24 protein-coding genes, 1 tRNA gene and 2 pseudogenes are annotated in these 23,514 nt (G+C 67.4%); 17 read left to right on the plus strand and 10 right to left on the minus strand.

Features of this window, described 5'->3' with window-relative positions; translation table 11 throughout:
- The first annotated feature begins 107 nt into the window (after positions 1–107).
- Positions 108–545, plus strand: a complete 438-nt coding sequence (locus tag RH861_RS00900; protein ID WP_310519348.1) for a hypothetical protein — start codon at positions 108–110, stop codon at positions 543–545.
- A 198-nt stretch (positions 546–743) separates the two neighbouring features.
- Entirely contained in the window at positions 744–3,230 is a 2,487-nt protein-coding gene (locus tag RH861_RS00905; RefSeq protein WP_310519349.1) for a heavy metal translocating P-type ATPase, read from the plus strand.
- Between the two features lie 39 nt (positions 3,231–3,269).
- Here RH861_RS00905 and RH861_RS00910 read toward each other — a convergent pair whose 3' ends face one another.
- Positions 3,270–3,938 carry a M23 family metallopeptidase gene (locus tag RH861_RS00910; RefSeq protein WP_310519350.1) on the minus strand — a complete coding sequence of 223 codons (669 nt, stop codon included), beginning with the start codon at positions 3,936–3,938 and terminating at the stop codon, positions 3,270–3,272.
- A gap of 383 nt (positions 3,939–4,321) precedes the next feature.
- Between RH861_RS00910 and RH861_RS00915 the strand changes: the two genes are divergently transcribed.
- From RH861_RS00915 to RH861_RS00935, 5 genes are all read left to right on the plus strand, one after another.
- Positions 4,322–4,777 (plus strand): universal stress protein, encoded by a 456-nt coding sequence (locus tag RH861_RS00915; protein WP_310519351.1) that lies wholly within the window; start codon positions 4,322–4,324, stop codon positions 4,775–4,777.
- A gap of 177 nt (positions 4,778–4,954) precedes the next feature.
- Positions 4,955–5,359 (plus strand): hypothetical protein, encoded by a 405-nt coding sequence (locus tag RH861_RS00920; protein ID WP_310519352.1) that lies wholly within the window; start codon positions 4,955–4,957, stop codon positions 5,357–5,359.
- A gap of 84 nt (positions 5,360–5,443) precedes the next feature.
- Positions 5,444–6,049, plus strand: a complete 606-nt coding sequence (locus RH861_RS00925; RefSeq protein WP_310519353.1) for a DUF305 domain-containing protein — start codon at positions 5,444–5,446, stop codon at positions 6,047–6,049.
- Positions 6,050–6,405: 356 nt separating this feature from the next.
- A complete protein-coding gene (locus RH861_RS00930; RefSeq protein WP_310519354.1) occupies positions 6,406–7,026 on the plus strand; it encodes a M23 family metallopeptidase in 621 nt (206 codons plus the stop codon).
- The gene (locus RH861_RS00935; RefSeq protein WP_310519355.1) at positions 7,023–7,964 is read left to right on the plus strand and encodes a F510_1955 family glycosylhydrolase; all 942 of its coding nucleotides are present in this window, start codon (positions 7,023–7,025) and stop codon (positions 7,962–7,964) included. Before RH861_RS00930 ends, RH861_RS00935 begins: the two co-directional genes overlap by 4 nt.
- A gap of 23 nt (positions 7,965–7,987) precedes the next feature.
- On the opposite strand, the gene RH861_RS00940 is transcribed toward RH861_RS00935, so the two are convergent.
- Entirely contained in the window at positions 7,988–8,647 is a 660-nt protein-coding gene (locus RH861_RS00940) for a DUF305 domain-containing protein (RefSeq protein WP_310519356.1), read from the minus strand.
- A gap of 243 nt (positions 8,648–8,890) precedes the next feature.
- On the opposite strand from RH861_RS00940, the gene RH861_RS00945 reads away from it, so the two are divergent.
- On the plus strand, positions 8,891–9,295 hold the full coding sequence (locus tag RH861_RS00945) for a four-helix bundle copper-binding protein (RefSeq protein WP_310519357.1): 405 nt from the start codon (positions 8,891–8,893) through the stop codon (positions 9,293–9,295).
- A gap of 134 nt (positions 9,296–9,429) precedes the next feature.
- Here RH861_RS00945 and RH861_RS00950 read toward each other — a convergent pair whose 3' ends face one another.
- Positions 9,430–9,819, minus strand: a complete 390-nt coding sequence (locus RH861_RS00950; RefSeq protein WP_040347802.1) for a heavy metal-responsive transcriptional regulator — start codon at positions 9,817–9,819, stop codon at positions 9,430–9,432.
- A gap of 105 nt (positions 9,820–9,924) precedes the next feature.
- On the opposite strand from RH861_RS00950, the gene merA reads away from it, so the two are divergent.
- The 6 genes from merA (at position 9,925) to RH861_RS00980 (ending at position 14,902) form a co-directional block, all read left to right on the plus strand.
- The gene (merA, locus tag RH861_RS00955) at positions 9,925–11,349 is read left to right on the plus strand and encodes a mercury(II) reductase (protein ID WP_310519358.1); all 1,425 of its coding nucleotides are present in this window, start codon (positions 9,925–9,927) and stop codon (positions 11,347–11,349) included.
- Between the two features lie 45 nt (positions 11,350–11,394).
- Positions 11,395–12,057: an organomercurial lyase MerB gene (gene merB, locus RH861_RS00960; protein ID WP_155048750.1), complete on the plus strand. Its 663-nt coding sequence runs from the start codon at positions 11,395–11,397 to the stop codon at positions 12,055–12,057.
- 29 nt (positions 12,058–12,086) lie between these two features.
- On the plus strand, positions 12,087–12,386 hold the full coding sequence (gene merT / locus RH861_RS00965) for a mercuric ion transporter MerT (RefSeq protein WP_005882715.1): 300 nt from the start codon (positions 12,087–12,089) through the stop codon (positions 12,384–12,386).
- On the plus strand, positions 12,383–12,907 hold the full coding sequence (locus RH861_RS00970) for a TlpA family protein disulfide reductase (protein ID WP_310519359.1): 525 nt from the start codon (positions 12,383–12,385) through the stop codon (positions 12,905–12,907). Before merT ends, RH861_RS00970 begins: the two co-directional genes overlap by 4 nt.
- A 3-nt stretch (positions 12,908–12,910) precedes the next feature.
- On the plus strand, positions 12,911–13,831 hold the full coding sequence (locus RH861_RS00975; RefSeq protein WP_310519360.1) for a cytochrome c biogenesis CcdA family protein: 921 nt from the start codon (positions 12,911–12,913) through the stop codon (positions 13,829–13,831).
- A 69-nt stretch (positions 13,832–13,900) separates the two neighbouring features.
- Positions 13,901–14,902 carry an IS481 family transposase gene (locus RH861_RS00980; RefSeq protein ID WP_310519361.1) on the plus strand — a complete coding sequence of 334 codons (1,002 nt, stop codon included), beginning with the start codon at positions 13,901–13,903 and terminating at the stop codon, positions 14,900–14,902.
- A 414-nt stretch (positions 14,903–15,316) separates the two neighbouring features.
- Here RH861_RS00980 and RH861_RS00985 read toward each other — a convergent pair whose 3' ends face one another.
- The 5 genes and pseudogenes from RH861_RS00985 to RH861_RS01000 all read right to left on the minus strand — a co-directional run bounded on the left by RH861_RS00985 (position 15,317) and on the right by RH861_RS01000 (position 19,603).
- Positions 15,317–16,042 (minus strand): DUF6226 family protein, encoded by a 726-nt coding sequence (locus RH861_RS00985; RefSeq protein WP_310520259.1) that lies wholly within the window; start codon positions 16,040–16,042, stop codon positions 15,317–15,319.
- Between the two features lie 306 nt (positions 16,043–16,348).
- Positions 16,349–17,305: pseudogene (locus RH861_RS00990) on the minus strand (serine hydrolase domain-containing protein); the annotation flags it as partial.
- Between the two features lie 25 nt (positions 17,306–17,330).
- Positions 17,331–17,894 (minus strand): annotated as a pseudogene (locus tag RH861_RS16335) (serine hydrolase domain-containing protein); the annotation flags it as partial.
- Positions 17,891–18,613, minus strand: coding sequence for a DUF4386 domain-containing protein (locus RH861_RS00995; protein ID WP_155050027.1), 723 nt, complete (start codon positions 18,611–18,613; stop codon positions 17,891–17,893). The gene RH861_RS00995 and the pseudogene RH861_RS16335, both read right to left, overlap by 4 nt.
- Positions 18,614–18,634: 21 nt before the next feature.
- The gene (locus RH861_RS01000; protein WP_310519362.1) at positions 18,635–19,603 is read right to left on the minus strand and encodes an NAD(P)-dependent alcohol dehydrogenase; all 969 of its coding nucleotides are present in this window, start codon (positions 19,601–19,603) and stop codon (positions 18,635–18,637) included.
- A gap of 262 nt (positions 19,604–19,865) precedes the next feature.
- Here RH861_RS01000 and RH861_RS01005 point away from each other — a divergent pair, with 262 nt between their 5' ends.
- Positions 19,866–20,366: a MarR family transcriptional regulator gene (locus tag RH861_RS01005; RefSeq protein ID WP_310519363.1), complete on the plus strand. Its 501-nt coding sequence runs from the start codon at positions 19,866–19,868 to the stop codon at positions 20,364–20,366.
- 19 nt (positions 20,367–20,385) lie between these two features.
- Here RH861_RS01005 and RH861_RS01010 read toward each other — a convergent pair whose 3' ends face one another.
- Together RH861_RS01010 and RH861_RS01015 are read right to left on the minus strand one after the other, a co-directional pair.
- Complete coding sequence (locus tag RH861_RS01010) at positions 20,386–20,901, minus strand: hypothetical protein (RefSeq protein WP_310519364.1); 516 nt, start codon at positions 20,899–20,901, stop codon at positions 20,386–20,388.
- Between the two features lie 612 nt (positions 20,902–21,513).
- The gene (locus tag RH861_RS01015; RefSeq protein ID WP_310519365.1) at positions 21,514–21,816 is read right to left on the minus strand and encodes a hypothetical protein; all 303 of its coding nucleotides are present in this window, start codon (positions 21,814–21,816) and stop codon (positions 21,514–21,516) included.
- Positions 21,817–22,095: 279 nt separating this feature from the next.
- Between RH861_RS01015 and RH861_RS01020 the strand changes: the two genes are divergently transcribed.
- Together RH861_RS01020 and RH861_RS01025 are read left to right on the plus strand one after the other, a co-directional pair.
- On the plus strand, positions 22,096–23,286 hold the full coding sequence (locus RH861_RS01020; RefSeq protein ID WP_310519366.1) for a Fic family protein: 1,191 nt from the start codon (positions 22,096–22,098) through the stop codon (positions 23,284–23,286).
- Between the two features lie 133 nt (positions 23,287–23,419).
- A tRNA-Ser gene (locus tag RH861_RS01025) sits at positions 23,420–23,492 on the plus strand.
- The last annotated feature ends 22 nt before the right edge of the window (positions 23,493–23,514 follow it).

Genomic DNA, 23,514 nt, shown 5'->3' on the forward strand with positions numbered 1-23,514 from the left:
GACGGCGGGGTGGTGGCTTCGCTCGGGAGGTAGTTCGGTACCATCCGCGAGCGTAGGGTGGCACCATCGACCGACAGGCGCGAAGTCGTGACGAGAGGGACCTGGCTATGCGCAGCATCCGAGCACTCGTCACCGATCGCGTGCGCTCGGCCCCGGTGATCGTGGTACTCGTCGCCGCCGCTGCGATTGTCGCCGGACTCCTCGCGATGCACGGCACGGGCGCTCAGCACGCTTCACATGCGGTGATCGGCGGAATTACCGCGGGCCAGCCCCACGGCGATGCACTCGCGGATTCGGCCGCGGCCCCGGCGATCCGCGACACCCACTGCGCAGGCGACTGCAGCGTGCCCGTCAACGCGCCCGAGCACGATCTCTTGGCTGCCTGCGTATTGGCCCTGGTGGTCATGCTGCTGCTGGTCACTCCGCCCGATCGACGATCGGCGTCCATCGCCCTGCAGCCTGCGCCGTGGTCGAGTAGACCCGCGGGCAGGCCGAGCCTGGCGAGTCGGCCATCGCTTCCAATGCTCTCCGTCAGTCGCACCTGATCCGTGTGGTCCGGTCGGGGCCGATGTTCGCTCGCTGCGTGCAGCACGATGACCGGTTTCCCACCGCTCCGCTTCCGACGACTGTCGATCGCACGCGACGGAGCGGAGCAGCATCAGTAGGCACGGATCGCGACCTGCCCGGAGCGTGTGATCACGCCGGTGACTGGGGCTCGCAATCCACTCAAGCGAGGAGCAATCGTGAAGCAACGAACCACATCAACTGTCGTGCTCGAGGTGTCGGGTGTGCACTGGGCATCATCCAAGTCCATAGCCGAGTCGTATCTCTCTCGCCAGCCCGGCGTGCTCGCCGTCGAGGCCAACCCCGTCGCGCAGACCGCCAATGTCACCTTCGACCCGCATGTCACGTCGGTGGCGGAGCTCCGCACGTGGGTGCGCGACTGCGGCTACCACTGCGCCGGCCAGTCAGTACCCGACCACATCTGCGACCCGGGCGACGACTCCAACGTCACGACCCAGCACCATGCCGGGCACGCCGGGCATGGCACGTCAGCTGACACCAGTGCAACGGGGGCCCGCCACGCCGACCACGTGGCCCCGACGACCGCAGCGCCACCGGTGGCAGCGCCCGGGGCCCAGCATGAGCACGCGGCGGCGGCGCACAGCGCTGAGGCGATGATGGGCCACGGCGGTCATGCCGGCATGTCCATGGACGCGATGGTCCGGGACATGCGCAACCGGTTCCTGGTCGCGCTCATCCTCTCGATTCCGATCACGCTGTACTCGCCGATCGGACACGACGTGCTCGGATTCGAGGCTCCAACTCCGTTCGGGCTGCGCGACGACGTGTTCTCGCTCATCTTGTCGTTGCCCGTCATCTTCTACTCCGCTTGGATCTTCTTCGACGGCGCCTGGCGGGCGCTCCGCGCGCGGACGCTGGACATGATGGTCCTCGTCGCCGTCGGCGTCGGTGCCGGCTGGATCTACAGCGTCGTCGTGACGCTGACGGGCGGCGGCGAGGTCTTCTACGAAGCCGCGACGGTGCTCGCCACTTTCGTCCTGCTCGGCCACTGGGTCGAGATGCGCGCCCGCGGCGGCGCGAACGACGCGATCCGGCGACTGCTCGAGCTGGCCCCGCCGCGCGCCGTGGTGATCCGCGACGGCCGCGAGCTCGAAGTCCCCACCTCCGAGGTGGTGCCCGGCGACCTCATGCTGGTGCGACCCGGCGCGAAGGTCCCCACCGATGGCCAGGTCGAGGACGGGGAATCCGAGGTCGACGAGTCGATGGTCACCGGCGAGAGTATGCCGGTCGAGAAGGCCCCCGGCTCCGACGTGATCGGCGCCACCGTCAATACGGTCGGCACCCTTCGAGTGCGGGCGACGAAGGTGGGCGCCGACACGGCGCTCGCGCAGATCGTCGCGCTCGTGCAGGAGGCGCAGAACTCGAAGGCGCCCGGCCAACGGTTGGCCGACAAGGCGGCGTTCTGGCTGGTGCTGGTCGCCCTGATCGGCGGAACGGGCACGTTCCTCGTCTGGCTCCTCGCCGGCGCCACGGTTCCGGAGGCGATCCTGTTCGCCATCACCGTCGTGGTCATCACCTGCCCGGACGCGCTCGGGCTTGCGACGCCGACCGCGATCATGGTCGGCACCGGACTCGGGGCCAAGCGGGGCGTGCTCTTCAAGAACGCGACCGGCATAGAAACCGCGGCTCGGATCGACACCGTCGTCCTCGACAAGACCGGAACGCTGACCAAGGGCGAACCGGAAGTCACCGACTACCAGTCGTTCGACATGGACGGCGACGAGCTGCTCGCCCTGGCTGCCGCCGCCGAACGCGAATCCGAGCATCCACTCGCGAAGGCGATCGTCACGTACGCCGAGCAGGCGGGCGTTCCTCACCGTGCGGCCAGCTCGTTCAAGAACGTGACCGGACAAGGTGCGACCGCCACGGTCGACGGTCGAGCCATCCTCCTCGGCAACGGACGGCTTCTCGCACAGGAAGGCGTCGACGCCGGCCCCCTCCTGACGACCCAGCAGACCTGGGCACAGGCAGGACGCACCGCCATCCTGATCGCGGTGGATGGGAAGGCGGCCGGAGTCATCGCCTTGGCCGACGCTCCCCGCGAGACCGCGAAGGCCGCGATCGACGCCCTCCACGAGGCAGGGGCCGAGGTGGCCATGCTGACCGGAGACAACCAGCCGACCGCCGAGCGGATCGCCGGCCTGCTGGGAATCGACACCGTGATCGCCGAGGTGTTGCCCGAGGACAAGAGCGCCAAGATCGCCGAACTACAGCAGGCGGGGAAGAATGTCGCGATGGTCGGCGACGGAGTGAACGATGCTCCCGCGCTCGCGCAAGCCGACCTCGGTGTCGCGATCGGTGCGGGCACGGATGTCGCGATCGAGACGGCCGACGTCGTGCTGATGAGGTCCGACCCGATGGATGTCGCGGTCGCCCTCCGCATCGGCAAGGGCACGCTGCGCAAGATGCGGCAGAACCTCGGATGGGCGATCGGCTACAACGCCATCGCGCTCCCGATCGCCGCCGGCGTGTTCTATCCCGCGTTCGGCATCATGCTCAGCCCCGAGATCGCGGCGATCACCATGTCGGGCTCGAGCGTCATCGTCGCCGTCAACGCACTGCTGCTCAAGCGGCTTCGCCTGCCCGCGCAACTCCCCGATGCCGCGGAGGAGGTGCCTGTCGCGCACCGGCAGCCGGTGGAGTAAGAACTCACGAGGGAGCGGATCTCTTCGGCATACGGTGGGTCAGCCGAGCCGGGCCGCCAACCAGGCGTAGCCGTCGAACCGAACTCCGTCGATCCCGTACATCTCGAGGTGCAGGTGGGCGCCGGTGGACTGACCGGTCGACCCGATGGAGCCGATCTGCTGACCGGCGACGACAGCGTCACCGACGTCGACCAGGCGCGAACCGTAGCCCATGTGCGCGTACAGGCTGGTGATGGTCTCTCCGTCGACCTGGTGTTCGATCTCGATCATCACCCCGTAGCCGCCGCCGGCGTCCGTCGAGCTGATCACCGTTCCGGCCGCGACTGCCATCACCGGCGTGCCGTCGCCGGAGTTGAAGTCGACACCGTCGTGGTCGGTGGAGCACCCGCTGCACGGGGCGATCCTGGGACCGAACCTGTCGCTGATCCGGTCGGGGTACAGCACCGGCCAGGCGACCGAGGTCAGCACGCCGACCGGAGCGGCCTGCACCTCCGCCACTTCGACGGGCGGAGGAGGAGGAGGCGCCTCGACGGTGTAGCCATCGGTTTCGATGGTCGCCACCTCCACGGCGGCACTGACATCGAGCGTCTGGGAGTCGAGGTTGTCGCTTCGAGCCGACGACGCCAGGGCGCTGCTCTGTGCCGGATTGGAACTGATGGCCAGGGCCGGCACGCTCGTCGTGACGAGGATGCCCCCAGCGAATGCCATCGCCCACAGGGATCGAATCCCTCGCGCGGGCGGGCGCCGAGCGGCGCGTGACACTGTTGGGCTGTGGGCAGTGCGACGCGTTGCTTCGGGGAGATCGCTTCTTCGGAGTCGAAACGGCGTCGTAGGGGGACCGGCCGCGCGGCGACCGCGTTGGGCATTGCGCATGGAGTGGGGGTATCCAGTAGGGGGCGGGGACCGGAGCAACGTACGTGCCGAACCTGAGTGTTCCGTGTTATCAGAACGTTATCTTCTTGCCCGCGGGTTGGTGTCCGGCCGGCCGGGCACCGGCGCCCGTTGTGTGCCGGAGCCGAGCCTCGAGCAGTCGTCGAGGCGAAGGACCTTCGACATGCTCGGCCATGGTGGCTTCGGGAAGAATGATCTGCGTGACGAACCCGCAGGATGCCGCCGCAGTCCCTGCCCCAAGTCGAATCGTCGTCGGGGTGGACGGCTCGGCACTCTCCCGGCGCGCCTTGGAGTGGGCTGTGGCTGAGGCGCGGCTACGCTCGGCGGCGGTGCATGTGATCACCGCCTGGGAGTATCCGGCGGTGGTCGTCGGCATGGAGGGGACGCTCGACACGCGCGAGATCGAAGCAGGTGCACGACACGGCCTGGACGCGACGCTTCTCCGGGTGCCACATTCGGACGTCGAGGTCACTTCCGAGGTCGTCCAAGGTGGCGCGGCCCGAATCCTGATCGATGCGTCGGCGCGAGCCGACCTGCTGGTCGTGGGTTCCCGCGGACACGGCGGGTTCGTCGGACTGATGCTCGGCTCGGTATCGAGCCAGGTGGTCCATCACTCGATGTGTACCGTCGTCGTCGTACGAGGAGTGTCTGACTGAGGGCCCGCGAACCATTCCGGCTCCCGGGCGGACGCCCTGACTGATGGGATACTCTATGCCGGTATTCCGGCCCCGCCGCGCGACGAATCGGGAGGTGTCATGAGCCTGGACGCGATACGTCGTGCCGCCCTTCCCGGCTCCCGCACCATCCGCTCGACACTCCTCAGCGTCGTACTGATGACCGCAGTGGTCTTGGGCCTGGTCGCGATGCACGACTCCGGCGGCGAGCACCTCGCTCACGATGGCGCGTCCGTCGCCACGGAATCGGCCCCGCACGATGGGCATCTCGTCCACGCCGCGCCGTCTCCGACCGAGTCCGTCCCCATTGCTGCCCCCGTCCCTGTGTCCACGATGATCGCCGAGTGCGACACCTCCTGCATGGCGGACCTACTCGACTGCGCCGCGGTCGCGATGGCGTGCGCGATGATGATCGCGTTCGCGGTGGTGCTCGCGCTCGCCGCCCGACCCGCGATGTTCGCCCGGCTTCGCGATGCGGGGCGCGCGGTGCTCGCGGTGCTCCGTGACAGCGTTGCCGCACATCTCCAACCCGACCTGCACGTTCTCTCGATCAGCCGAACCTGATTCGCCGGTTCCGCTCGACCGCGCCACCGCGCGGGCAGCGCCCCCGATTCAGAGTCCAAGATTTCGAGAGAACGGATGTGACGCATGCGTACCGCACGCACTACCCTGACCGCCGCCACCGCCCTGGTCGCGGCGTTGACCCTCGCCGGCTGCGCGACCGGCCAGCAGAACCAGACCGAAGCACCCCCTGCCGCGAGTTCGCCGGCTGCAGAGGCGGAGTTCAACGACGCCGACGTGATGTTCGCGCAGATGATGATCCCCCATCACGAGCAGGCCATCGAGATGAGCGACAGCCTCCTCGAGAAGGACGGGGTCGACGAGCAGGTTCGTGACCTGGCACAGCAGATCAAGGACGCCCAGCAGCCCGAGATCGACCAGATGAAGGACTGGCTCGACGCGTGGGGCGAGGACGAGCTCGGCGACATGGGTGGCATGGACCACGACATGGGCGGTATGGGCGACGGCATGATGTCCGACGAGGACATGGCGCAGCTTGAGGACGCCTCCGGCGCAGAGGCATCCCGACTGTTCCTCGAGCAGATGATCCTTCATCACGAGGGCGCCATCCAGATGGCCGAGTACCAGGTGCAGGAGGGCGAGAACCCCGACGCCGTCGCCCTCGCCGAACGCATCGTCGAGGACCAGACCGAGGAGATTGCCACCATGCAGGATCTCCTCGCCACGATCTGACCCCCCGTTCCGCAGACCGGGCGTGACCTGCTCCCCCCTGGTCACGTCCACCAGGGTGGGGGCCCGCCGTGTGTCCAAGCCACGGGTCCCCACCCGCCCACCGGAGAACCTCCATGCCCTCTCGCCCCATGCCCCCGTTTCCGCCGGCCTGCAATCCGCAGACGACCGCGCGTCCCTCCACACGCCGGGAGGCGCGCGAGGCCGACGCCGCCGTGCGGCATCGGCGCCGCCGGATCATCCGATCGGAGCCCGCCTTGCTTCCGCAATCGGGCGGGCGCTCACGCCGCCAGCGGAAGAGCCCGCTTCTTGCGGCGACTGCGATCACCGCCGTTTCGCTGATGGCCGTCGGGCTCTCCGTGCCTGCCCTCGCCATCTCCCCCGCGAGCCGACCGTGGCCGGCGGCGGCCTCCGGTCCGACCGACGGGCAGTCCATCGCGGTGTCCTCGGAGATCAGCATCAGCCCCCTTCCGCAGGAGGGCTACAACACCGGGAACGCACGAACCACAGGAGACTACGCACAGGTCGCCGGGACGTTCGTCAACTACTCGGGCCCGATCCAGTGGCCCTTCCGTACCGGCGTCCCGATCAGCACCGACTTCGGGCCCCGGATCCCGCCCTGCTGGGGGTGCTCGAGCTTCCACAAGGGCATCGACATGAACCCCGGCAACGGCTCCCCGATCCAAGCGATCTCCGACGGCATCGTGCGGGAGATCTCACGCGTCGACAACGGCGGCCTCGGCGCGTACGTGATGATCGACCACGTCATCGACGGACGACGCATCACGAGCGTCTACGCGCACATGCAGGAGGGCTCGGTCAATGTCGACCAAGGACAGCTCGTCGAAGTCGGCGACATGATCGGGCTGGTAGGCAACACCGGGCAGAGCACCGGACCCCACCTTCACTTCGAGATTCTCCTCGACGGAACCACACCGACCGATCCGTACGCGTGGCTGAGCGAACGGGTCACCCCATGAACCGCGCCTCGACTTACGCGCCTCGCCGTGCCCGTTGGGGGCTTGCCGGGCTCACCTCCACCGCACTGGTCCTCACCGGCTGCACGCTCGCGCCCCCGGTCGCTGCACCGTCGAAAGAAGATCCGGTACTAGGTCACATCCACGCCGTGGACTACGATCCGGCGACTCGACGCACCTACGCGTCCGCGCACAATGGGGTCTGGCTCGTTCCCACCGACGACCTGCCCGACAGCTACCCCGCCGGCGACACCGGACCCGACGTTGCAACGCAGATCGCTGGCAGGGCTCAGGACACCATGGGGTTCACCGTCGCCCGGCCAGGGCTGCTGCTCGGCTCGGGACACCCGGACCCGGCCCAGCAGACACAACTGGACCCGCCCAACCTCGGCCTGATCAGCAGCGTCGACGGCGCGGAAACCTGGATGCCCCTTTCCCTCCGCGGTGAGACGGACTTCCACGACCTCGAGGCCGTGGAACTCGACGACGGACAGCTCCGCATCTACGGGCATGACGCTGCGGATGCCACGATCCTGGTCAGCGATGACAGCGGAAAGACCTGGGACCGGATGCCCTCCGTCCAGGCCCGAGACCTCGCCGTCGACCCCCAGCGACCCGACCGCCTTTATGCCACGACTGCCGAGGGTCTCCTGCGCAGCGACGATGCCGGGACCACCTTCGCTCCAGTCTCCGGCGCCCCGGCGCTGTTCCTGGTGACGATCACCGATGCCGGCGCGATCGTAGGCATCGATGTCGAGGGTGTGATTCACACCTTCGACGGGACGACCTGGACCGCGCACGGGCGCACCGACGGCACGCCGGAGGCGTTCGCGTACGTGGACGGTGCGGCGCCGTGGTTGCTCATCGCGGATCAGCGTGGTCTTGTCGCCACCGAGGACTACGGCGATACGGCGACAATCCTCCTACCGATGGCGGACTAGACCGGTCGAGCTGGCGGCGGGATTCACTCGGCGGGACACTGCCGGTCGGCGGTTGCCGGGAAGTCCGGGACCTCCCGCTCCTCGGCCTCTTCCGCAGTGGCCGCGATGCCGTTCTCCTCGATGTCGCGGATCAGCCAGTCCATCTCGTCGATCTCGCGGCGCTGCGCCTCGCTGATCTCCACCGCGAGCTCGCACACCCGCACGTCCTGGTTCTGGAACCGCTCCGCCCGGGTGATCGCCAGCGAGTGGTGCGGGATCATCGCGCGCATGAACGACGTGTCGTTCACCGTGACCTGGCTGCGGTCCAGCGCGATGCCGCCCCCGATGAGCAGCACGCTCACCGCGACCACGGCGATGTTTCCCTTCGTGCTCTTGTACATGCCGAGCATCCACGCGAGCATGACGAGGCCCATCGTGCCGCCCATCGTGATCGCCATGAAGATACGGCTCTGGCTGAACCGGATGTGCGTCCACTCCCACGAACCGGCGAACATCACGAAGTACATGACCACCATCGAGGTCAGGATCATCGCCGCGAATCGCAGGTACATGTTGAGCGTGTGACGCGACCGCATCTCCTTATTCATCTGCTCGTCGTGATCCCTTCTTCCGTGCTGGTCGTCGCCGCCGTGGGAGCGCGCGTCCTCCGCCTGCCGGCTCGGAGTGTTCGGGTTCGCGGACATGATTCCTCCTCGGTCGAGTCGTTCCATGCGAGCGAACGGACGGCTCAGCCGCAAGGGCGTTGCAACGTGTAGCGGCGTCTGATACCCCTGCGGTATGGAGGCAGAGAATTCCGATGGGTGACCTTCGCCGGTAGTTCAACGTTCCCCCCAACGACGCGATCGGGCTTGTCAAGCCCGTCGAAGCGCGCGACCGGCGTGACTAACGTCGCAGGCACGCAACTCACGTCGGAAGGAGACATCCCTATGTCCACCGCGAGCGAAATGCTGCGCACCTATCCGAAGGACCTCGGCGGAATCGACCAGGCGAAGCTCTCCGAATGCATCGCAGCCTGCATCGAATGCGCGCAGGCCTGCACCGCCTGCGCCGACGCATGCCTCAGCGAAGACATGGTCGCGGAACTGACGAAGTGTATCCGCACGAATCTCGATTGCGCAGACCTCTGCGCGGCCACCGCGAACGTCCTATCCCGGCACACCGGCTACGACGCCAACCTCACGCGCGCCACACTCGAAGCCTGCCGAAGCGCATGCGCCTCATGCGCCGAGGAATGCGAAAGCCACGCCGACATGCACGAGCACTGCCGCATCTGTGCCGCCGCGTGCCGCCGCTGCGAGCAGGCATGTGCCGAACTGCTTGCCAGCCTCTGACATCGGTCACAGGGTGTTGCCGCCCTATCGGAAGGACGTCTCCAATCGCCTAGTTGTTGCTGGCCATAACGTTGTGGTCACGTAGGAAGGTCGCGGCAGGAGGCTCCGCCTCTGCGCGCGTCATCTCGGATTGGCTACAGGTACCTGCAGACCTCGTCGGCGTTGCACGTCTCGGGTTCGGGTTCTGCGGCTGCGTCGCGGAGGGCGGCAACGTTGTCGCGGAGGGAGACGAGATCCGAGATCTGGCGCTCAATGTCCTTCAGACGAACGTCTAGGAGGTCCCGGACGTGGCCGCAGGGAATCTCGCCTCCATCGCGGATGTCGAGGATCTGTTTGATCTGCGCGAGGGTAAGTCCGGCAGCCTGGCCGCGGTGGATGAAGTCGATCCGAGTCGCTGCTTCCGGATCGTAGTCGCGGTATCCCGACGCGGTGCGCTCGGCCGCGGGAAGCAGGCCCTGCTCCTCGTAGAACCGCAGGGTCTTGGCGGTGGTGCCGGCCGCCTCGGCGAGTTCGCCGATCCTCATCTGGGTCTCCGATGTGTCACAGGTCGCACTTGACCTTCCCCCGTACTGGAAGGTCCATTGTGGCTGCATCAAGAGCAATTCCCAAGACTCAGGGGAGGAATCGGGATGCAGTCCAGGTACGACCTTGCGATCATCGGATCCGGTGGCGCCGCGTTCGCCGCCGCCATCCGCGCGACCACGCTCGGCAAGTCGGTGGTGATGATCGAGCGCGGCACTTTCGGCGGCACGTGCGTGAACACCGGCTGCGTGCCGTCGAAGGCGCTCATCGCCGCCGCTGAGGCCCGCCAGACCGCTGCCGAGGCGGGCAACCGTTTCCCGGGGATCGCCACCACAGCGGACGACGTAGACATGCCCGCGCTGATCAGCAGCAAGCAGGACCTCGTCGAGGAACTTCGGGGTGAGAAGTACGTCGACGTCGCCGACGCCTACGGCTGGCAGATCCGCCACGGCGACGCTGCGTTCGCCGGCACGCCAGAAGCGCCCGTTCTTGAGGTCACCGCGACTGACGGTGCGGTCGAGACGATCGACGCTGATCACTACCTGGTCGCCACCGGCGCCAGCGCATGGGCCCCACCGATCGACGGTCTTGAGGAGGCCGGCTACCTGACCTCGACCACGGCGATGGAGTTGACCGAGGTTCCCGACTCGCTGCTGGTGCTCGGCGGCGGCTACGTCGCCTTGGAGCAGGCCCAACTGTTCGCCCGGCTCGGGTCGAAGGTCACCCTGCTGGTTCGTTCCCGGCTGGCGTCGAAGGAGGAGCCGGAGGTATCCAAGGCGCTGCAGGAGGTCTTCGCCGACGAGGGCATCCGCGTGGTCCGCCGTGCGGTCCCGACCCGCGTTGCCCGTGACGACGTCAGGGGCCAGGTTGTTGTCACCGCTGACATCTCCGGCGGCGAGCAGGAATTCCACGCCGAACAGGTCCTCGTCGCCCTCGGCCGCCGACCGGTCACCGATGGGCTGAACCTCGATGCGGTGGAGGTGAAGACCGGCGACACGGGCGAGATCGTGGTCACCGACCAACTGCAGTCCTCCAACCCCCGGATCTGGGCAGCCGGCGACGTGACCGGGCACCCCGAGTTCGTCTACGTCGCCGCCCACCACGGCAACATGGTCGCCGAGAACACGTTCGCTGGCGCTGAGCGGTCGGTGGACCACAGCCGGCTGCCGCGGGTGACCTTCACCAGTCCGGCGATCGGCGCGGTCGGGATGACCGAGGCCCAGGTGCTCGCTGCCGGGATCCGCTGCGACTGCCGCGTCCTGCCGCTGGACTACGTGCCCCGGGCGCTGGTCAACCGCGACACCCGCGGCTTCATCAAGATCGTCGCCAACGCTGAGACCGGCGAGATCCTCGGTCTCACCGCCGTCGCCAAAGACGCCGGCGAGCTCGCCGCCGCCGGTGTCCACATCCTCGGCAAGACCGTCACCGAGGTCGCCGACGCATGGGCGCCCTACCTGACCATGACCGAAGGCATCCGGATCGCCGCCAAGGCCTTCACCACCGACATCTCCAAGCTGTCCTGCTGCGCGTGACCCGCAGCCGACAGCCTCCACCCGACTCATGAAGAAGGTACCGCCATGTCGGAGCTCACGACGCAACTGCCCGAACGACTCAACAACACCGAAGAGACCGGCCTTGACGCCGTCCTATTGATCCCGCTGCTGCGGCTGATCGTCGAGGGCGGCCCGGTCACCGTCGAGCAGTTCGCCGCGGCCGCCGGCCGTCCGGTCGACGACGTACGCACGGGTCTGGCCGCGGTGCCGGACACCGAGTACGACGACCAGGGCCGCATCATCGGCCAGGGCCTCACCCTGCGCCCCACCCCTCACCGGTTCACCGTGGCCGGTGAGGAGCTCTACACCTGGTGCGCCCTGGACACCCTGATCTTTCCGACCCTGCTCGAGCGCGCGGCGAGCGTGGAGTCGGTCTCCCCGACCAGCGGCGAGCCGATCCGGGTCACCATCGACCCCGTCGCCGGCGTCACCAGCGTCGAACCCGCCACCGCGGTGGTGTCGCTGGTCAACCCCGACCAGATCACCTCGATCCGGTCCTCCTTCTGCAACCAGGTCCACTACTTCACCTCCGATGAGGACGCCGCGGGCTGGCTGGCCGAGCACCCCCGCGCCGAGGTCGTGCCCGTGGCCGTTGCCTATCGGATCGGTACCGACCTCACGACCGGCTTCCTCAACCAGTTCCAGGCCAACGCGGCAGTGGCCGACGACGGCCACTGCCGCTGCTGACCAAGAACACCGAAGGGAACTCCACTCCGATGAAGTCCAACCACGACGACCAACCGGGAGGCAGCGGCCTGCTCCTCGGAGCCGGGGCCGCGCTGCTCATGGTCGCCTGCTGCGCCCTACTTCCCTTGCTCCTCGCCGGTGGTCTGCTGGCCAGTGTCGGCGGGTTCCTCGGCAACCCCTGGGTGATCGGCACCGGCATCGCCGTCCTGGTGCTCGCGGTCCTCGCGACCACGCGGCGCCGCAGCGGCGGCAACAACGCCAGGCATGGCTGTTGCCCGCCTGTGAACTCCACCCACCCCAGCGACACGAAGGACGACCAGAACCGATGACGCTTACCCGCACCCGCCGCGCGCCCCTCTCGGTCGCCGGCCTCCTGCTTGCAGGCTCCCTGGCTCTGACCGCCTGCGGAAACACCGACGCCACACCAGCCGCAGATGCGGGCACGCCAGCGGCGGTTACTAGCATCGACGGCCAGATGGTCAGCCTGCCCGCCAGCGGGAAGCCGACCGCGGTGTTCTTCTTCTCCGTCGGCTGCGGCGAATGCGTTGAAGGCGTCCGCTCCCTCGGCGAGGCCGCCACCGCTGCCGAGAAGTCGGGTGCTGGGGCGAGCTTCCTCGCCGTCGACATGGACCCCGGCGAGTCCAAGGAGACCATCGAGGGATTCATGGAGTACGTCGACGCCGAACACGTCCCGGCCGCCATAGACGAGGGTGCCGCCTTGTCCCAGCGATTCGACGTTGCCGCCCTGTCCACCCTCATCGTCATCGACGGCGACGGCAAGGTGACCTTCCGTGCCACCGAGCCCGACGCGAAGACGATCACCGCCGAACTCGTCAAGGCCGGAGCCTGATCCATGGGCGGATTGCTCAGCCTCGCCTTCGCCGCCGGCATGGTGGCGCCGGTCAACCCATGCGGGTTCGCGCTGCTGCCGGCCTGGATCAGCCAGACCCTCGGCGACGCTGACGCCTCGCCCGTCCCGGTGCGGCTGCTGAGGGCCCTGCGGTCCGGAATCGCACTGGCGATCGGGTTCGCCGGCACCCTCGCAGCTGCGGGCCTGCTGGTGAGCGCCGGGGCTCGGGGCCTGATCCAGGCAGCGCCCAAACTCGGTCTCGCCGTAGGCGTCCTACTGGTGCTCCTCGGCCTGTGGATGCTGGCCGGCCGTTCGATCTCCGTGCGGTTGCCCCGGATCACCGGCCGAGCAACCGAAGGCCTCCCGCCAACCGCCCGGATGCTGGTCTTCGGGATCGGCTACGCCCTCGCCTCCCTGTCGTGCACCTTCGGAGTGATCCTTGCTGTCATCGCCCAGGCACAGGCCACCGCCAGCTACGCGGGGCTGCTGCTGGTCTTCGGTGTCTACGCCGCCGGCTCAGCCAGCATCCTGCTGCTGCTCGCACTCGCGACCACCGCCGCGGGTACCGGCCTAACCCGCCACGTCGCACGCCTCGGGAGTTATGGCCCCCGGATCACCGGCGCCGTCTTGCTGCTCACCGGCGTCTACCTCGCGTGGTACTGGTGGCCCGCCGCCACCGCCGACAACAACCTCGTCGCGACCGGCCGTGCCGGCGGTGTCGCCAGGCTCTCAACGACCCTGTCCGGCTGGGTTCAGGCTCACACGGCGCCGATCGCGGCGCTCGCGGTCATCTCCCTCCTCGTAGTACTCGCCCATGGCGCCGCCCATAGGCGGCGTCGAGCCAGTTCCGAATCGCCGGAGGCCTGCTGCGACACCACGAACGTCGGGCTCGGCGTGTCAGGCGGCGACCACGAGGGTCAGTAGCCGACGGCTGAATGGGGGGCTTGGTCCGGGACTCAGCGACTCGACTGGAACATTCTTCGAAGGACGTGCATGACTCACCGCAACTCGCCACTGTCAGTCGAGGGACGTCGGCGGCTGGTCGAGCGTTGCAAGACCCGGCCGATCGCTCACGTGGCAGCTGAGATGGGAATCTCCCGCGCTACCGCGTCAAAGTGGGTCCATCGCCATCGTGAGTTCGGTGAGGTCGGTCTGCTCGACCGCTCATCGACGCCTAAGCAATCCCCGACAGCCACCCCCAACGTCGTTGTTCGCGAAGTCGAACGCATGCGGCGCGAGCACAAGTGGTCAGCGGCTCGGATCACGTTCGAGCTCGAACAGGTCGGCATTCAGATCAGTCGGCGCACGGTGAGTCGCATCCTCACCGACCTGCAGCTCAACCGGCGCCGCTTCATCGACCCGACCGGGGAAAGTAACCGCGAAGCGAGGAAGATTGTCGCTCGGTGCCCCGGCCACATGGTTCACCTGGACGTCAAGAAGGTCGGCCGAATCCCCGATGGCGGCGGATGGCGGGCTCATGGCAAGGACAGCCCGGAAGCTCGCGCCGTCGCGCGGACGAAAACCCGCGGCACGCGAGCCGGCTACGTCTACCTCCACTCAGCGATTGACGGCTACTCACGCCTCGCGTACACCGAGGCGTTGCCGAACGAGCAGGCCGCGACGGCCGTTGCGTTCCTCGCGCGAGCGCGGGCATGGTTCGCGGCTCATGGCATCACGCACATCGAACGGATCGTGACCGACAACGGATCCTGTTACCGCGCCTCAGCGTTCGCCGATGAACTGGCCGGGTCGCGGCACCAACGGATCACGCCCTACACGCCCCGCCACAACGGAAAGATCGAGCGGTACAACCGGATCCTTACCGAAGAGTTCCTCTATGCACGGACATGGACCTCAGAAGACGAACGCGCCAACGCCCTCGAGCGCTGGAACCTGCACTACAACTACCACCGCCCGCACGGTGCCGCGGACGGTCAGCCGCCGGCCACGCTCGTGCCAATTCGCGTCAACAACGTCCTGGCCTCATACACCTAGTGGTCACTTAATGGTCACAAATTCGGCATCACAGTGGTTCACTCGAGCTCACACTCCCCCGTGATTCCGCGGCTCGTGAGCCCGAGTGAAGCAGAGTGAACCACTACTGGATAACTTCTGCTTCCCAAGCAGACAGCGCGGGTTCGATTCCCGTCATCGGCTCTCCGTAAATTCCCTGATCAGACGCGCTTTCCATGCTCCGGCAGCAGGCGCGCGATCCCATCTATCGCACGGAAACAGTCCACGCGGATACACCTCGATAGGTTTACGAGTCTGATCAGGGATTTCGACTACAACGTAGCCGCGACTCTCGATTGCGAAATCGCTCTCGTAGTCACTTAATAGTCACAAATTCGAGCTGACGTTCGCCTCATCGGTGACAACACCGTCGTCATCACGGGCTCGCGCACTGGTTCACCGACCGTGTGACGAGCTCGGCGGGATGGGTCGGTCCGCACGCCCTATCCGGCAGCGGAGGGTTGAGCGATCGAAGGTTGAGTCAGCGCGCCAGCGCCGGCCACGGTCGCCACAGCCATCAGCGGGAACGAGGCGGCGTGCGCCTTCGAGGCGCTCGACCGGTACTTCGTCTGTTCGCGATCGACCCGAGCTGGTGCGGACGCCGGGCTCCTCCAGGCGGTATCCGAGCCAGCCGCTCCCCTGCGGGTTCACGGACTCGCGGTAGTGGCCGGTGACGACCATGCGCACCGTCCACTCCAGCTCGTCGGCGAGGGAACGGACATCGTCATCGCAAGCGTCGCACCCGCACACCGGGAAGTGAAAGTCATGCAGCACCCCCGCGTGCAGGCAAACGCCCGGGAACGAGGTCAGCACGAACGTCAACGGCGCCGACTCAGTCGACCTGGGCGTCAATCGCACCGAGTGAATCGGATCGACGGGTAGGAGAAGCAGGTCCGCCGCCACCTGCGGGCCGGTCTCGACATCGACATCGAACGTGAATCGTAGCCACTCGATCAGCGCATACGCGACGGTGTGCATGCCAGCGAAGCGATCGAGGTTGCTGGTGCGCGAGTAGGCGTCCTCAGGAGGCCCGTTCACGCCCCACCGGTTGCCGTACTCGATCGGAGTGCCATCCTCATCGACATACACACCCGCCGGGAGCGCGGGTCGCTCGTAGCCCATCACACCTCGACCGTACGCGGCCCAGAGAACTCGACGCCGGATCGCGGCCGGAGAGGATCCCTCCGCGGAGTGAGTTTCGGGTTCAAGCCCCGTGACTCAATCTGCTCGCCGGGGATCCCTGTGCGGTCGGTGCACGCTTGGGGGCGTCGCGTGCGGGTGAGGCGCCGTTTGGTTGGCGTTCTCTTCCACCTCCAGGCGATGGGAAACGGGCAATCGCGGCGCGACGAGCGTCGGCGCAGGGGGTCGTTCGACGCCGAACCGTGGACTTCGAAGAATCGCCAAGTCTGCGCTGGCTTCGGGGCCGGCTTACGGGCGGGCGCGTCCGAGGACCTCGTGAGGCTCGGCGCCGTCGACGGCGGCTGATGCGTCGGTGATGGTCTCGGGCTGATCTTCGGTCCCGGCCTTCGCGCCGTCACGCCGTTGTCGTGATGATCGGCCGGTGTATGCCACCCCGAGCCGGAAGACGGCCCACAGCACCCCCGTGATGGCGGTGGCGATCAGGGCGAGGCCGAGATCGGGTTGGAACAGCGCGATGGTGCCGATGGGGGAGCCGAGCAGGCCGGGGACCAGGCTGACGATCACCCAGGCCGCGACGACGGTGGTGAGCAGCGGAAACCACAGGCTGAAGGTCCCCGCGAAGCCCGTCTTGGCGCGGAGCTGCTCGCGCCGGCGCCATGCCCAGATCATGCTGAACAGATACGCGAACGGCGAGAGCACCAGAGCGATGAAGGTGATCTGCTGGAACCACCGCGACCCTTCACCGTCGTACTCGAGGTCGAGCGCTCGGGCGGTGATGCCGTTGCGGAGTTCGGTGGTCTCCCCGAACCCCATGCCGCTTCCTCCGTTGACCAGCACGACGACGGCCCGGTTCTCGGTCGGCATCATCGTGGCGAGCGTTTCGTTGCCCGGGGTCGCCCCGGAGTGCCAGACGGTCCCGTTGTCCGAGTCGATGAACCAGCCGAGGCCGTAAAACGGCGACGCGGTGCTGGCGGGGCGCATCATCAGCGCCTTGTTCTCGGCGGTGAGGATGTCGTCTTCGCCGTTCATCATCGTCTGCAGGTATCGGGCGAGATCGGTGGCGCTCGCGATGATCCCACCCTGCGGCGCGGTGGTTCGGTCGGTGGTGTTCTCGCTGAGCGGGAGCTTGGTCCAGAACCAAGGCCGGTGACCGGTGGCCATGGTGTCGTAGGTGCCGCCGTCGGCGACGAGACTGTCGATCATGCCGATGGGGTCGAGGATGTTCCCCTCGACGTAGGCCTGGTACTCCTCGCCGCTGGCGACCTCCGATCACGCGGCCGAGGATCTGGTAGTTCGTGTTCGAGTACTCCCACCGCTCGCCGGGGGCGTGAGCGGGCGCCACCGCGGCGAGTGCGTCGACGATCCGCGCGAGTTCATCCGTCCCGCCGCCCGTATCGGTGTGGGACGCGTTGCCCTGGAGGGTGGAGTATCCGCTGGTGTGGCTCAGCAGTTCCCGGATGGTGATGTCGCCGGCGGGCTGGCCGTCGAAGTCGGCGAGGTGCCGCGACAACCGCTCGTCCAACCCGACGGAGCCTGCCTCGACGAGCTGCATCACAGCGAGCGCGGTGAAGCTCTTGGCGATCGAGCCGCTAAGGAAGGGCGTGTCCGTTGTCACGTCGACGTCACTGCCGGCTCGGACCACGCCGTGTGCGCCGACGGCGGAGACCTCGCCGTCTTCCACGACGGCATACGCAAGTCCCGGCACTCCGGCGACCGGCATCTCCTGCGCGATGAACGCGTCGATCGACGTGGTGTCGGGGGCACTCGCGGGCGACGCCCCGCTGAGCCCGAGCGTGAGGACGGCGAGCAGGCCCAGCATGGGGGCCCCGGTCATGATGCGGTCGACGGCGATCGCTTGAACCCGGTCAGCAGCAGCCAGACCATGAACGACAGTTCGGCGATGACCGACGGGATGGCGACGAGGGCGAGCATGACGCCGGCGATCGATGCGTAGTTGGGCAGCAACGTGTAGGCGAGCGTGTCGATCCCGTAGGCGACCCCGGCGATAGTCAGCGCCCATCCGATCCATTTCGGGGCGAGTCCCGACTTCACGATGAGTCGGCCGAGCAGGATCAGGTGCACCCCGAACGCGATCAGTCCGACCAGCCAGGTGTAGTTGAAGCCCTCGAACATCAGCATCCCGGCGTCGGCATTCCCCGCTTCGCCCGCGGGATCGGTCACCAGCTGCAGGCCGAGGAACAGGAACACCGCGGCGACGCCGAGGAAGACGGTGTAGACGATCCGGAACCACGCGGCCAGCAGCGATCGCAATGCACCGCCGGGGCGGAAGACCACGTACAGGGCCCATGCCACGGGGACGTCGACGAGGAAGATCACCACGAACGCGGCGATGCCCGATCGGAAGAGGAGCTCGGACTCGGACACGTTGGTCGCCGTGCCCGCGGCGTCAGTGGGATCGATCATCGTCTGCCGGACGAGGAAGTTGGCGAAGATCGCCAGGACGAAGATCGCCAGGTAGCCGATGCCGGCGGTGCGTGCGGCGGTCCTGGACGTCGTGTCGTCGATGGCGCGGGTCATGGTGGTAGCAGTCATGGGTTCGTTCCGATCTGGATGTCAGGCGGCGTCGGGGATCCGGATGACGGCTTTGCCGGCGATCCGGCCCGCGAGTAGGTCGGTCATCGCACGACGCGCCTCACCCAGCGAATACCGGGCGCCCACCGCGGGGGTGATGACTCCGTCTTCGAGGAGGTGTGCGAGTTGCTCCATCCGGGCAGGGTTCGCGGTCGAGATGAAGAAGGTGAGGCGGCGGCGGGTGAACAGTGACCGGATCGGCGCGCCGAGTTGTCGTTGGATGCCGCCGGTGAGCTTTCCGCCGTCCTCGCCGCCCACGATGACGAGCGTGCCCGTGGGGGTGAGGATACGTTGCAGCAGCCGCACCTTGCGGCGTCCGTTCGTGTCGATGATGAGATCGAATCGATCGGTCGTCGCGGTGATGTCGGTGCTCGTGTAGTCGATCACGTCGGTCGCGCCCAGTGACCTGACGAAGTCGGCCTTGGCTCCGCTGGCGACGCCGGTGACCGCCGCCCCCGCGTGCGCGGCGATCTGCACGGCGAAGCTGCCGACACCGCCCGAGGCGCCGATCACGAGCACGCGTTGCCCCGCCTGAACCTCGCCGACGTCCTGAACCGCCTGCAGCGCCGTCAAACCAGAGACGGCGACGACCGCGGCGCCCTCGACATCGACCGACGCCGGCTTCAGGGCGAGCTTCGCCGCGTCGGCGACGGCGAACTCGGCGAAGCTGCCGTCGGCGGTTCCGAATACGTCGTCACCGACGGCGAATCGGGACACGCCGTCGCCGACGGCGGCGACGGTTCCTGCGACCTCCATCCCGAGAATCGGTTGCCTCGGCCGCCGCAGACCGAACATCAGCCGGGTCAGGTAGGGCAGCCCCGCCATCAGGTGCCACGCGCCCCGATCCAATCCCGCAGCGCGGACCTCGATGAGAACCTGCCCCGCGGTCGGGGTCGGGACGGCGGCTTCGGCGAGCTGCAAGGACTCGGGGCCGCCGTAGTCGTGACGCACGACCGCTCTCATCCGTACTGTGGTTGGTGCCGTCGTCCGGGTGGACTCTGCGTGACGTTGCATCAGCGATCACTCCTCGCTGGCCAGGCCCAGGTGATTCGCGATCTCCAGACGCCTACCCGTGGTGACGCAACAGCGAACCAGTCAGGGCAGCGGGTTGATACCGCAATGATTGCATCGATGCAACTGTTGCGCAATGCGTAGTGTTGCGTTTTGCACGCGACACGGTCCAGTCGCCGCCGGGGTGTGCGACACTTCCGACATGCAACACGAGTCCGGCCACGATCCGGTACGGATCGAGCGGGCACTGCAGGGCGACCCGGTCGAGGCCACCCTGACCACGTCGCGGGCGCTCCTAGGCCTGGTCGCCCGCTCCCTGTCCGAGACGCTCGATCTGGTCACCCTGCCGCAGTTCCGGGTGTTGGTTATCCTCGCCGGCAACGGGCCGATGCGGATCGGGGAGTTGGCCAAGCGCGTCCGCTCCGTGCCATCGACCTTCACCCGCTCGATGGACCGGATGGAGCAGCAGGGATGGGTGGTGCGGGAAGCGAGCCCGACCAGCAGGCGTGAGGTGCTTGTCCACCTCACGCCGAAAGGTGCGCAACTCGTCGCGGAAGTCACCGACCGGCGTCGGAGCGAGATCTCCGAGGTCCTCCGCCGTTTGACGCCCGAGGATGCCGAGATCGTCGCGCGCGCCTTCGCGGTGTTCGCGGCTGCCGCAGCGGAGCCTCCACCCGAGGACCTCGTACTCCTCGGCCTCTGAGGCCGTCAGTCCATCGCCGTCACGAGTCGGCGGAGGACGACATGCGGGCGTATACGAACTGGCCGAGGACGAACGCAGCCTCGAACAAATGCACGACGAGCGCGGTCATATAGAACGCGGCGGCGAGTTCGGGGACCACGCCCCCCACGACGAGCACCAGCGGCACCTGGATCGCGACCTCGAGAACGCCCCAGAACACGACCGCCAGCCCCGGAGCCGACCGAGCCTGCGCACGCGCCGTGTCTCGGTTCTCCGGACGCCGCAGTGCCAGCACGATTACGACCCAGACCAGCGCCAGGAAGAGCAGACCGCTGATCCGCCACATCGACGACGACGGCATCCCATAACTGTCCAGCACGATCGGCACGAGAGAGGCGACTATCACGACCAAGCCGATCGTGACCACTGCACGTACCTGCGCCAACTGCGCCGGTGACACCTCGTCGCGCCCCGTGACGCTGATCAGCGCGGCGAAACCGACGAAGACGCCCGCGATCTCCGCCATCACCACGAAGAGGGTGACGTCGAACGTCACGGTCGCTCACTCCGTCGCGCGGCGTGCTCGGGCATATTCCGCACGGTAGTGCGAAGCGTGAAAGAGTGCCACCGGTTCTCACGAGTTGCGGACGGGGATTGACACCTCGAATGCCGTGCCGGGCGATTCTGGTCCGGGCCCCACAGCGCGGCGGCCAGCGCAAGCGCCAGCGCGACGCGCGGCAGGATCGTGGGGAGCACGCCCCCCAGCCGCTGGGCGCCGGGTCGAGGAATTCGACCGGGTAACACGCAAACACAGTCCCTCCGCGAGACATCGATGCCGGCCGGCGGCGCCGCCGAGAGTCGGCGGTGCCGGGACGTCGAGTCACTCGCAGAAGGCCCTGTCCGATGAAGTGCTCGGGGAGGGCCCTCGATTCGCGTCACGCTCAGAGGTGTGCGGGGCGTCAGTTGCCGGCGCCGTGCGAGATGACACAATCCGCGCCGCGGCCGAACGCGTGCGTGCTGCATACGCGCGCGAGGACGGAGCGGCCGCGTCCGCCCGCATCATTGAACACACGATCCGCACCCAGTCCGATCGCCGCCACGAGTCCGACTGAAACGGGGCTTGAACCCGAAACTCACTCCGTGGAGGGATCCCTCAATGACGACGCCCTCAGACGGGATCGAGCACGCTAACGCGATGACGAACGGATTGCAGCTTGCCAATCGGGACGAAAGCGACTCGTGCCATCGGCCAGTCGCCGTTGACGCGGTGGACAAGGACCCGCTGGAGCGCGGCAATCATGTTGAGGTCGACCCATCCGAGGAACTGACCTGGTCCGGCGCCAAGAACCCAGCCGAACAGCAACCAAGCGATGAAGCCGACCGGGATGACAATCCATAGAAGCAGGCCTCGAACGACCAGCAGCGCGAAGACGCTGATGCCTCCGAGCGCTGAGGATGCCGCCTCCTTCATGCCTCGACCCTATGTCCGATCTCGATCCCTCATTGCGCAGGTCAGTCCCGGACGTTGCGTCGCGGAAACGGCTCGCCCGGTGGCCAGTCCGGGGGAAGTTCGAAGAAGACATGGGGCGAGATCGCCGGACCGGTGCATGCCAGCCCGTCGGGACCGGGCCGTGCAAGCTTCCAGACCGGTAGCGGATCAATGCCCTGGGAGCAAGAATCTCCCTTGAGAAGCGATCCGGTCCGCACAATGTCACTCAAAGGCGGTTAGAGTGCAACTGTGGATCTCGCAATGTTCCAGAACGACAGCACTGGCGCACTTGTGCCGGTCAGCGGCACGGACCCGGTGCTCGGGGCTTGGACGCACCAAGCATTCCTTCCGGAGCCGCTGCCGGATGAGATGCCGCCGCTCACGGGTGCGACCCATCTGGCCGTCGCGAATGCTCGGGCTGCGTTGGCGGCGCTGGACAGTACGGCCAGACAGCTTCCGAACCCGACCTTGCTTCGCTCGCCGACGCTGCGTCGGGAGGCGCAGAGCACCTCAGCGCTCGAGGGCACGTACGCACCCCTGACCGAGGTGCTCACCGCGGACGAGGACGCCCCAGCGACCGCGGAACTGGTCGAGGTCCTCAACTACGTCCGGATGGCGAACCTCGGCTTCGCCCGAATCGCCAGCGGACAATCGCTGTCACTGCCGCTGCTGAGCGAGCTTCAGGGCATCCTCATGCGTGGCACGCCCCTGCATGAAGTTTCCGGGCGGGTGCGGAACAGCCAGGTCGTCATCGGCCGCCGGCCGGATGCTGACCCGTTCGGGTTCCCCGTCCACGCCGCACGCTTCGTCCCCGCCCCACCGGGATACGCGCTGGAGACCGGCGTGCGGGACCTCATCGACTGGATGCGAACCGACCACTCGGACCAGATCGATCCCGTCGTCGCCGCAGCGATGTCGCACTACCAGTTCGAGACGCTCCACCCGTTCCGAGACGGAAACGGGCGCCTCGGCCGCTTCCTCATCGTGCTGCACCTCCAGTCGACCGGGGTACTCAGCGAGCCCACCCTCACCGTCTCGCCATGGTTCGAAGCGCGCCGCTCCGACTACTACGACCGGCTCCTCGCCGTCAGCACCCGAGCCGACTGGGACGGGTTCATCCGATTCTTCTCTCACGGCCTCCAGAGCGCGGCGGACCAGACCCACCACCAGATGCGCGCCCTCGTCGCCGTCCAGACCGAGCTCAAGGAACGCATCCGGGCGTCCAACCTCCGCGCGGACAGCGCACACGCCCTCGTGGACTTGGCCGTCGCCAACCCCTCCTTCACCGTACGGAAGGTCGAGGCCGAACTGAGCCTGTCCTACGGCAGAGCCAACAAGCTCGTCGGGCAACTCGTCGAACTCGGCATCCTCGCCGCAGTCGACCCGAACGCGTACAACCGCCGCTTCTACGCGCCGACTGTGCTCACCGTCCTCACCCAGGACAGGAGATAGACACCGCACGGCGCGCATGCCCGGCTGACCGTCGATGGCGGCTTGTCACGGTTAACTCACGGTTTTGCCGAGCACACCTACGCTCCCTCTGCTTCATATTCCGCGTGATTCCGCGGCTCGTGAACCCGAGTGAGCCACTGTGAACCGGCACTTAGGAACTTCTGCTTCCCAAGCAGACAGCGCGGGTTCGATTCCCGTCATCGGCTCTTCGCGAATCCCCTTGGTCAG

The organism is Agromyces indicus (assembly GCF_031432295.1).
In the GTDB taxonomy this organism is placed as follows: Bacteria; Actinomycetota; Actinomycetes; order Actinomycetales; family Microbacteriaceae; genus Agromyces; species Agromyces indicus.

Coding starts and splice junctions, on each gene's coding strand:
- RH861_RS00970 (WP_310519359.1), top strand. CDS start 12,383: ATGACGCTTACCCGCACCCGCCGCGCGCCCCTCTCGGTCGCCGGCCTC.
- RH861_RS00900 (WP_310519348.1), top strand. CDS start 108: ATGCGCAGCATCCGAGCACTCGTCACCGATCGCGTGCGCTCGGCCCCG.
- RH861_RS00910 (WP_310519350.1), bottom strand. CDS start 3,938: ATGGCATTCGCTGGGGGCATCCTCGTCACGACGAGCGTGCCGGCCCTG.
- RH861_RS00940 (WP_310519356.1), bottom strand. CDS start 8,647: ATGTCCGCGAACCCGAACACTCCGAGCCGGCAGGCGGAGGACGCGCGC.
- RH861_RS00950 (WP_040347802.1), bottom strand. CDS start 9,819: ATGAGGATCGGCGAACTCGCCGAGGCGGCCGGCACCACCGCCAAGACC.
- RH861_RS00920 (WP_310519352.1), top strand. CDS start 4,955: ATGACCGCAGTGGTCTTGGGCCTGGTCGCGATGCACGACTCCGGCGGC.
- RH861_RS00995 (WP_155050027.1), bottom strand. CDS start 18,613: ATGACTGCTACCACCATGACCCGCGCCATCGACGACACGACGTCCAGG.
- RH861_RS01005 (WP_310519363.1), top strand. CDS start 19,866: ATGCAACACGAGTCCGGCCACGATCCGGTACGGATCGAGCGGGCACTG.
- RH861_RS00980 (WP_310519361.1), top strand. CDS start 13,901: ATGACTCACCGCAACTCGCCACTGTCAGTCGAGGGACGTCGGCGGCTG.
- RH861_RS00985 (WP_310520259.1), bottom strand. CDS start 16,042: ATGGGCTACGAGCGACCCGCGCTCCCGGCGGGTGTGTATGTCGATGAG.
- merB (WP_155048750.1), top strand. CDS start 11,395: ATGTCGGAGCTCACGACGCAACTGCCCGAACGACTCAACAACACCGAA.
- RH861_RS00975 (WP_310519360.1), top strand. CDS start 12,911: ATGGGCGGATTGCTCAGCCTCGCCTTCGCCGCCGGCATGGTGGCGCCG.
- merT (WP_005882715.1), top strand. CDS start 12,087: ATGAAGTCCAACCACGACGACCAACCGGGAGGCAGCGGCCTGCTCCTC.
- RH861_RS00935 (WP_310519355.1), top strand. CDS start 7,023: ATGAACCGCGCCTCGACTTACGCGCCTCGCCGTGCCCGTTGGGGGCTT.
- RH861_RS00945 (WP_310519357.1), top strand. CDS start 8,891: ATGTCCACCGCGAGCGAAATGCTGCGCACCTATCCGAAGGACCTCGGC.
- RH861_RS00925 (WP_310519353.1), top strand. CDS start 5,444: ATGCGTACCGCACGCACTACCCTGACCGCCGCCACCGCCCTGGTCGCG.
- RH861_RS01015 (WP_310519365.1), bottom strand. CDS start 21,816: ATGAAGGAGGCGGCATCCTCAGCGCTCGGAGGCATCAGCGTCTTCGCG.
- RH861_RS01020 (WP_310519366.1), top strand. CDS start 22,096: ATGTTCCAGAACGACAGCACTGGCGCACTTGTGCCGGTCAGCGGCACG.
- merA (WP_310519358.1), top strand. CDS start 9,925: ATGCAGTCCAGGTACGACCTTGCGATCATCGGATCCGGTGGCGCCGCG.